Source organism: Mumia sp., from assembly GCF_028803055.1.
Taxonomy (GTDB): domain Bacteria; phylum Actinomycetota; class Actinomycetes; order Propionibacteriales; family Nocardioidaceae; genus Mumia.
In genome coordinates, this window is the sequence record NZ_JARBCJ010000205.1 from 1 (window position 1) to 5735 (window position 5735).

A 5735-nucleotide genomic window follows, 5' to 3' on the forward strand; every position below is an offset into this window, starting at 1 on the left:
CGAGATCGTGGACGACGTCGCCCTGCTCGTCGAGCTGCACCTGCGCTTCCACGGCTACGGCACCGGCGAGTGGACCGACTCGGCCGTCCGTCGCTACGTCCGCGACGCCGGCGACCAGCTCGCGCGGCTCCACATCCTGACCCGTGCCGACTCGACGACCCGCAACCGCCGCAAGGCCGAGCGGCTCCAGCGGACCTATGGCGACCTCGAGGACCGGATCGACCAGCTCGCCCAGGCCGAGGAGCTGGACAAGATCCGCCCGGACCTCGACGGAAACCAGATCATGGAGATCCTCGGCGTGGGACCGGGCCGTGTGGTGGGCGACGCGTACCGCTTCCTGCTCGACCTGCGCCTCGACCGCGGGCCGCTGAGCGAGGACGACGCCCGCGAGGCGCTGCTCGCCTGGTGGGCGGGGCGCGACGGCGCCTAACGGACGGCCGACGTCACGCTTGCCCGGTACGCCAGCTCCGGGTAGTCGACCACGATGCCGTCGACGTCCACAGTGAGGTCGCCGACGAAGTCGCGGCTCGCGCTGGCGTAGCGCACGACGGCGTGCCCGTCGGCGTCGTACGGCGTGAGTGCGCGATAGATCTGATCGCTCCTGATCACGGTCAGCGACGGCACGTCCACCCATGCCATGACGTGGGGGATCTCCGGCCCCGGACCGTTCGAGACGAGCCCGTGGCGCAGGACCGGCATCGTGTTCGTCACGGGGCAGAGCGCGATGTCGCAGTCGAGCGCCTCGGCGACCGAGTCGGGGTCGGCCAGCCCAGGTGGGCTCTGCGGGCCTCCGGACCCGTGCGCCGCCCCCGTCCCGGTCCATCCGGCATCGTCGCGGACGAGGGCGAGCGTCCTCGACCACCCGTCACCGTGGACCGACAGGTCGAGGCGCCGCGTCACCCAGGCGTCGCCCGTGGTGAGCGACCAGGCCACGGCGTACGAGGAGGCCCGAGAGGTGCCCCGTGCCGTCAGCCGGCTGTCGGCGAGCGACAGGGTCGCCGACTCCAGGCGGGCGGGATCGTCCTCGGCGCCGGTCCAGGTCACGAAGCGGGTCGTCGGTCTCGTCATCCGACCGACCCTCTCGCTGCCTCGCCGTCTGGGCAAGCACCTCGCGCGGCGAGGCAGAAAGCGGCGAGGCAGAAAGGTGTCAATCCGTGGCCTTCGGGGATGTCGCGTCGCTAGGGTGACGTGCGCGGGGAGGGACGAGGGGATCACCGGTGGGCGGACGGCACTCTGCTCCGCCCACGGCGGCGGAGCCGTCACCCGTGTCGCCGACTGCGGCATCGAGCACCGCCCCGAGCGATCGCCGTACCGATTCGCGCCGTACCGAGCGACCTCGCACCGATCGACGCCGCACCACGACGCCTGCCGGCGGCCGCCGTGCCGATCGACCCAGGCGGTCTCGACGACCGCCGTACCGGACGGTTGCGGTGATCCTCGTCCTGGTCGCGGCCGTCGCCGCCGCGATCCCCGTGGTCGACCACGTGCAGCAGCAGCGTGCAGACGCCGCAGCGGCCGCGGCCCACCTGAGCGCCGTCCGGGCCGAGGACGCGCGCCGGTCGTCGCACGAGGAGGACCGGTTGCGTGTCACCGGTGACCTGAGCGCCGCGGGGCGCGCCGTGGCCGAGCGGTTGACGATCATCGCCGACTGCGCCTCCGGCGGTGCCCAGCCGTCCGGACCGAACGGCCGCCTCCCGGCGTCCGCGCTGTGCGCGGTGCCCGGCTCGGGCGTCCAGCTTCGGGCGGACGCCGCGGAGGCGTGGGCGAGGCTCCAGGAGGACTTCACGAAGGCGTTCGGCCGCTATCCCTGCGTCAACAACGGCTACCGCAGCTATGCGCAGCAGGCCACGATGCACGCGGGCAATCCCGGCATGGTCGCGCCTCCTGGCACCAGCAACCACGGCCTGGGGCTGGCCCTCGACCTCTGCACGGCCGGAGACGGTGCGGCGGGCACGAGGGCGTGGAGCTGGATGAACGCGAACGCGCCGTCGTACGGCTGGGCCCTGCCGTCGTGGGCCCGGCCAGGGGGATCACGGCCGGAGCCGTGGCACTGGGAGTACGTGGCCTCGGGTGACCGGGTCTCCTGACCTGCCGGTGAGCGCCGACATCGGGGGGAGACGCCGAACGGCGCGGCCCCGACCAGGGGGACCGCGCCGTTCGTGGGAGGTGGTGTCCTGCGCGGGCGGCCTCGTACCTCGGCCGACCGCTGCGCTCGCTAGCGCTCTTCGTCTCCGGCGATGAAGGCCTCGAGCATCTTGCGTCCCAGGTCATCGGGGCGCTGGACCGGCGGCGACTTCATCAGGTAGGACGACGCCGAGATCAGCGCGCCACCGATGCCACGGTCCTTGGCGATCTTGGCGGCACGGATCGCGTCGATGATGATGCCGGCGGAGTTGGGCGAGTCCCAGACCTCGAGCTTGTACTCGAGGCTGAGGGGCACGTCGCCGAACGCACGACCCTCGAGGCGGACGTAGGCCCACTTGCGGTCGTCGAGCCACTGGACGTAGTCCGACGGGCCGATGTGGACGTTCTTGTCGTCGACCTTGCCGGCCAGCGGGCCGGTGAGGTTCGAGGTGACGGCCTGGGTCTTGGAGACCTTCTTGGACTCCAGGCGATCGCGCTCGAGCATGTTCTTGAAGTCCATGTTGCCGCCGACGTTCAGCTGGTACGTCCGGTCCAGCGTGACCCCGCGGTCCTCGAACAGCTTGGCCATCACGCGGTGGGTGATGGTGGCGCCGACCTGGCTCTTGATGTCGTCGCCGATGATCGGGACGCCGGCGTCCTCGAACTTCTTGGCCCACTCGGGGTCGGAGGCGATGAACACGGGCAGCGCGTTGACGAACGCCACGCCCGCGTCGATCGCGCACTGCGCGTAGAACTTGTCCGCCTGCTCCGAGCCCACCGGCAGGTAGGACACCAGGACGTCGGCGCCGGTGTCCTTGAGGACCTGCACGACGTCGACGGGATCGGCGTCGGACTGGTCGATGGTCTCGAGGTAGTACTTGCCGAGGCCGTCGAGCGTCGGGCCACGCTGCACGGTCACGCCCAGGGGCGGCACGTCGCAGATCTTGATCGTGTTGTTCTCGCTGGCCTGCGTGGCCTCGGCGAGATCGAACCCGACCTTCTTGGCATCGACGTCGAAGGCGGCGACGAACTCGACGTCCTTGACGTGGTAGTCACCGAACTGGACGTGCATGAGACCGGGGACGGCCCCCTCGGGGTCCGCGTCCTTGTAGTACTCCACGCCCTGGATGAGCGACGTGGCGCAGTTGCCGACGCCCACGATCGCTACGCGTACCGAACCCATGGGGTTCCTCCTCCTCGGGGTCTCGCGACCCCGTCTCTCGTCCTATCCGCCGTGGTGGGGCGGGATGGTGGTGTTGGTCGGGCCCTCCGGCTCGTCGCCCGGCGGCCTGCCGGACCGCTCCGCGTCGATCAGTCCCGTCAGCCAGCGCACCTCGCGCTCGACCGACTCCAGCCCGTGACGCTGCAGCTCGAGCGTGTAGGCGTCGAGGCGCTCGCGGCGCTTCTGTGCCGCGGTCCGGACGCGTTCGAGCCGCTCCTCGAGACGACTCCGTCGTCCCTCGAGGATGCGCACACGGGTCCGGGAGTCCGTGCGCGCGAAGAAAGCGAAGTGGATGCCGAAGGTCTCGTCCTCCCATGACGAGGGGCCCGGCGCCGCCAGCAGGTCGGCGAAGTGCTCCTTGCCCTCAGCGGTGAGGCGATAGACGATCTTGCCCCGTCGTCCCCGGTTCGCTGCCGTGTCGGCAGGCTCGTCGGCGACGATGTAGCCCTTCTTGCCGAGTGCCTTGAGGCAGGGGTAGAGCGTGCCGTACGACAGCACCCTCGACCACCCCAGAAGGGCATTGAGCTCCTTGCGGAGCTCGTAACCGTGCATCGGCGTGTCGTGGAGCAGCCCCAGAACGGCGAACTCGAGTGCAGCTCCGCGCCTGGCCACGACAACTCCTCTCCACGCTCACGTCGAGGCAGTGAGGCGACGACGAGATATATCGTGCCGATACATCGAACTGATGTCAACCTGCGCTGGGACGGCGGTGGGGTTTTGGATCGACCCACCCATTGGGCACACTTGGCCGGTGGGTCGCGTCTCGTACGTGGTCCTGACGGCCTTGCCTGCACTCAGGGCAGGTCCCTCCCCCGGAAGCAACACTTGAGGAGTACGACGCGTGGCGGACCAGTCGCACGGCCGACCCGTGACCCCACGCTCGCGGAGGGCCGAGCCCTCTTCGAGTGGTTCCCGCGCCCGTCGCGCCGACCCGGCTGGTGAGGGCGACAAGGCGACGAAGCCGCTGTGGCGCCGCATCGTGAAGTGGGCGCTGATCACCGGCGTGATCTTGTTCGTCCTGGCGATCGCGGGTCTCTACTTCGCCTATCGGTCGGTGGCGATCCCGAGCGCCAACGCGGAGTTCCTCACGCAGACCACGAAGGTCTACTACTCCGACGGCAAGCACAAGATCGGCGACTTCCAGACCCAGAACCGGACCTCGATCGACTTCGAGGACATGCCGGAGACGATCAAGTCGGCCGTCATCGCCGCCGAGGACCGCAGCTTCTACTCCAACCAGGGTCTCGACTTCAAGGGCATCGCGCGCGCACTGCGTAACAACGCGACGTCGGAGACGACCTCCGGCGGATCGACGATCACCCAGCAGTACGTCAAGGTCCTCTACCTGACGCAGGAACGCACCATGGCCCGCAAGGTCAAGGAGGCGTTCCTCTCGATCAAGGTGCACAACCAGATGTCGAAGGAGGAGATCCTCGAGGGCTACCTCAACACGATCTACTTCGGCAACGGCGCGTACGGCGTCGAGGCGGCGTCGCAGACCTACTTCGGCCACAAGGCAGCAAAGCTGACCGCACCCCAGGCCGCCCTCCTCTCCTCGGTCATCAACAACCCGAGCGCCTTCGACCCCTACGACGAGGACGACCGCGATCGTCTGATGTCGCGCTACACCTACGTGCTCGGCGGGATGGAGAAGACCGGGGCGATCACCTCCGACGAGTTCGCGTCGTACTCCGCCAAGCTCCCCAAGGTGAAGAAGAAGGCGGAGTCGAACCGCTTCGGCGGCACCAAGGGCTTCCTCCTGCGGCTCACCGAGCAGCAGCTCAAGCAGGAGGGCCTCAGCGACGCCCAGATCACCGGCGGTGGTCTCAAGGTCGTCACGACGTTCGACTACAAGGCGCAGAAGGCGGCCGTCGAGACGGTCAAGGAGATGAAGCCGGACGGCCTCAAGCAGCTCAACGTCGCGCTGTCCTCCGTCGATCCCGCGACCGGTGCGCTGCGCGCGATGTACGGCGGCTCCAACTACCTCAAGAGCCAGCTCAACTGGGCGATGCTCGGGTCGCAGCCGGGATCGTCGTTCAAGCCGTTCGCGGTGGCGGCAGCGCTCAGCGACGGCTACAGCCTCAAGACGCAGCTCAACGGCTCGTCGCCGCTGCGCCTCGAGAACGGCGCCGAGATCGAGAACCAGGGTGACTCGGGCGGCAAGTCCTTCGGGCCTGTCTCCCTCGAGGCCGCGACCAAGGACTCGGTCAACACCGCCTTCGTCGACCTCACCTACGACGTGATGGACGACGGAGGCCAGAAGACGATCGACGCGGCGCGCAAGGCCGGCATCTCCGACACCGCCGCGAAGCGGTACGACCCCAGCGTGGCGGTCGTCTCGCTCGGATACGCGCCCGTTCCCAACGTCGAGATGGCCGCCGCCTACGCG

Annotated in this window: 5 protein-coding genes and 1 pseudogene; 3 read left to right on the plus strand and 3 right to left on the minus strand. The window is 69.2% G+C overall.

Annotated features, from left to right (window positions below):
• Positions 1-430: pseudogene (locus tag PV363_RS15365) on the plus strand (CCA tRNA nucleotidyltransferase); the annotation flags it as partial.
• Here PV363_RS15365 and PV363_RS15370 read toward each other — a convergent pair.
• Positions 427-1068 (minus strand): putative glycolipid-binding domain-containing protein, encoded by a 642-nt coding sequence (locus PV363_RS15370; protein ID WP_220366622.1) that lies wholly within the window; start codon positions 1066-1068, stop codon positions 427-429. The pseudogene PV363_RS15365 and the gene PV363_RS15370 overlap by 4 nt on opposite strands.
• Before the next feature lie 362 nt (positions 1069-1430).
• Here PV363_RS15370 and PV363_RS15375 point away from each other — a divergent pair, with 362 nt between their 5' ends.
• The gene (locus tag PV363_RS15375) at positions 1431-2087 is read left to right on the plus strand and encodes a M15 family metallopeptidase (RefSeq protein WP_301022783.1); all 657 of its coding nucleotides are present in this window, start codon (positions 1431-1433) and stop codon (positions 2085-2087) included.
• A 128-nt stretch (positions 2088-2215) separates the two neighbouring features.
• Here the strand turns inward: PV363_RS15375 and PV363_RS15380 are convergent, their stop codons facing one another.
• Both PV363_RS15380 and PV363_RS15385 read right to left on the minus strand, forming a co-directional pair.
• Positions 2216-3307, minus strand: coding sequence for an inositol-3-phosphate synthase (locus PV363_RS15380; RefSeq protein ID WP_220342740.1), 1092 nt, complete (start codon positions 3305-3307; stop codon positions 2216-2218).
• A 42-nt stretch (positions 3308-3349) separates the two neighbouring features.
• A complete protein-coding gene (locus PV363_RS15385) occupies positions 3350-3958 on the minus strand; it encodes a helix-turn-helix transcriptional regulator (protein WP_220342739.1) in 609 nt (202 codons plus the stop codon).
• A gap of 229 nt (positions 3959-4187) precedes the next feature.
• On the opposite strand from PV363_RS15385, the gene PV363_RS15390 reads away from it, so the two are divergent.
• The coding region (locus PV363_RS15390; protein WP_301022784.1) for a transglycosylase domain-containing protein at positions 4188-5735 on the plus strand (1548 nt) is incomplete at its 3' end.